This window comes from Pseudoalteromonas sp. SMS1 (genome assembly GCF_021530565.1).
Classification (GTDB): domain Bacteria; phylum Pseudomonadota; class Gammaproteobacteria; order Enterobacterales; family Alteromonadaceae; genus Pseudoalteromonas.
Genome location: NZ_JAKGBI010000049.1, coordinates 1 through 3,293, shown reverse-complemented (window position 1 = coordinate 3,293; position 3,293 = coordinate 1). Strand labels below are relative to the sequence as shown.

1 protein-coding gene is annotated in these 3,293 nt (G+C 43.2%); it reads right to left on the bottom strand.

Annotation, left to right across the window (positions count from 1 at the left end; genetic code table 11):
- The coding region (locus L1286_RS23840; protein WP_235409519.1) for a putative Ig domain-containing protein at nucleotides 1-3,293 on the bottom strand (3,293 nt) is incomplete at both ends.

Here is a 3,293-nt window from a genome sequence, read left to right as displayed (position 1 = left end):
GAGACGAAATAGATACTTGGCCACCTACCAGTTGGGCACCATCCATAACGACACGATTATTGGCGTCGTAAGTAAACCAATATTGTTCCATTGCCGAAGGTGTGGCTGAGGCTGGTGTGACAGGGGGTGTCACACTTACCGAAGCTGCAGAAAAACGCGCCTGAACAGGAGCAGACATCACCGCTGACTCAGCTATAGGCAGAGATTTCATCACGTTTGGAGTAACATCAACTAAAGGTGTACTTCTTAGCTGACTTGGCTTTGACGCTGCTTCTGTTCCAGATTTAAATACCTCTGTTAATTGGTCGGCGGGCATCTCAACAGACATTACGCTGGCACTTCGCGAAAAACTAGGCGAAGAGGCTGCACTAAACGTATTTACCATGGAGAAAGAGTTGTCTCCACCACCGATGCCAACACCACTGCCAGAAAGTATATTAAAGTTGCCTGATCTTGAAGTTGATTTTTTGCCGTCTGATGCGGTAACCGTCAGTTTGTAATTTCCAGAAAATCTAGGTGTGCCGGATAAAACGCCACTACTGCTAAAGTTCAGACCTGAAGGTATACTCACAGAAGTATCAGCGCCATCATTCTTTACAAATGAAATCCGGTACGTTAACGCGTCACCATCAGGATCAGAGAAAAAGCGACTAAATGATATGGGCAACATAGCGCGCCCAGCAGTCGGATAAATAATGGTAAACGGGGATGACGTAGGCGCCCTATTTGAATCAGACAAGTTTAGTACAATGTTGGTGTAGGCTGCTGCACCACTGCTATCTTGTGCCTTGACTCGAATGGTGTGATTACCAACTGGTTTGAGTTGACTCCCCACGCTCAATGATTGACTGCTGCTGTTCCAGCTAACCCAGCTAGGTTTAGAGACAATGGAATAGGTCAGCGTATCTCCATCCAAATCATTAAACAGGGCATTTATTTGAGCCTTGCTATAAGACCAGCTTCGATTGTTTTGCATCCCAACAGTTGTGCTTGCACGTTTTGCAGTAGGTGCTCTATTACTATTATTGACAATTATTTTGTATTCGATTGTGCGTACATCTGGTGTGAAGATGGCAGCATTAGACACACTATGAGGATGCTGAATTTCACCAGGATATAGCTTAACACTGAATGAGTACGTGCCTGACTGTGCATAACTAGGCCTGAAATACAATCCTCGATTGCCGCTTAATACTGATACAAAGCTTGGCGCGCCAATCAACTCGACTCTGCTAATTGCATCAAGGCCTGTTATGCTTTTAGTAAAGAGCGTTTCGGTAGTTTGACCTTCCTTACCTGATAGGTCTATCACGGATTGGTTTGCATGATGTACGGTGATGTACGTTGTATGCGTGGTTTGCGATTCTCCGTCAGAGGCAGTAACTGATAAGCCATACTTACCTTCACTGTTAAACCCTAATTTGCCACTAAGCACACCGTTACTTGCTGATAACCCTGGTGGCATCATTGACGCATCAGAAACAGGATCAAAGGCATAAATTTTAAAACTTAAATCTTGCCCATCTATTTCTCTGAAAAAGGATTTAAAATCCAGAGAAATGTTGTCGCCTTCAGTATAGTAGTAAGGCCCAAATTCACGACTTACAACAGGTGCATTGTTGGTGTCCTCAACCACCATAGCCAGTGTCACAATTGCATAGTCACCCGAACTAGGGTCAACCGCCTTAACTTTCACTTCATGGTAACCATCTGGGTTTTTGCCTTCAGCGGTACGTAATGATTGTGCATTGCTGTCCCACACAACCCAATCGGGCTTAGACACAATGCTATAAGTTAACGGGTCATTGTCTTTGTCACCAAAGACTGTATCTAATTGGGATTTAGTAAAACTCCAGTCATCGATATCCTTCAAATCAATTCGCTTGGTGTGTTCTTGTACAGTAGAATCGACGATGATGTCGCTGACTTTAAAAGTAAATTCTCTACTTAATTTTTTCGCATGCCAATTATCTCCAAAATCAGCATGCTCTCCCCCTATTGAATTAGATGTGTCTTGGCCATGAATATGATCTTCAATTGGCCCACCATCCTCAAAGCTTATTTTGAATGATTGAGTAGTGGCATCTGAGGAGTCGGTATTAATAATCACTTGAGTCTTGCTGTGATTTAAGCTGACCTTTGAGTTACCAGATACGGATACATTTTTTAACTGCTCAAATCCGTGCATATCTGAGGTGATCGGTATTGAATAGCTGCTGCCCTTTTGAACAGCTAAGTGTATCGCCCCAGAAACTTGAACCTTAATTGGCGCGACAGCCGGTCTTATTTCTCCTGAAGAGTGAGCAAGCACATATACTTCCGTTACAGAGCCAGCATACGCCTCCTTAATAGCACCGCTGAGAACACCTGTCATGGGATCTATGACAATGCCTAGCTGATTTGCAACATCTCCGATTTCACCACTAAGAACCATATCTTGAATCTGTTTATGTGTGGTATAGCTATCTGTATATATAGGTTTTCCTACTTCATTGTAATGCCCACCCAGTGATATCTTTGATATGTCATTTTTGAAGATAAGACTATAAGAAACGGTGTCTTCATTATCATTTTCTACCACTTTGTCTTTAATGACATTAACATCAAACTCGGCGTGTTGAGAAAGAGGTTTATTCGGCTCAAAGTGCCAATCTGAAAATCCGCCTTGAAAAAATATTGGTTGATCTGCAGGCAGAACCGTTAAATCAAAGCTAAATTGTTGCGGCGTTAGGTTGTAATAATCTTCATACGTGCCAGCAATGTGATACACACCTTCGCTGTTATAATCAAATCCGAATTTATAATGGGCCATTAAACGATGATAATCCGCTGTTACAAATGCGCCAGAATATAATTTGCTTGGAAAGGGGTGGCTGCCAAATGACAGGCCAGATAATTCCGACATATTAAAAATAACGTCATCACCTTCAGTGTCACCGACAATATACTTCATATCCAGCTCGTCAGATCCCTCATTGACAGTATAACTGCGTCTCAGTAAATGAGGGGCGACGTTATCCTCAATATTCACCACAAATGTCGTAGTATCACCGCCACCAATGGCATGTTTTGAGTGGCCAGTCACCGTAAAGCGATATTCACCCGCAGGTATTCTGACTGATTTCGAGCCACTACGTCGCTTAACCGTGATCACTCCATCGCTAAGCATAAAGGGGGCTGCTTCAAATTGAGGACCAGATTCTGTGCCACGGTATTGAACTTTTAGATCACTCAGCGTCATGCCTTCGCCTGCCAGATCATCAAACAATTCATCAGCCGTCACTCGCCAAATA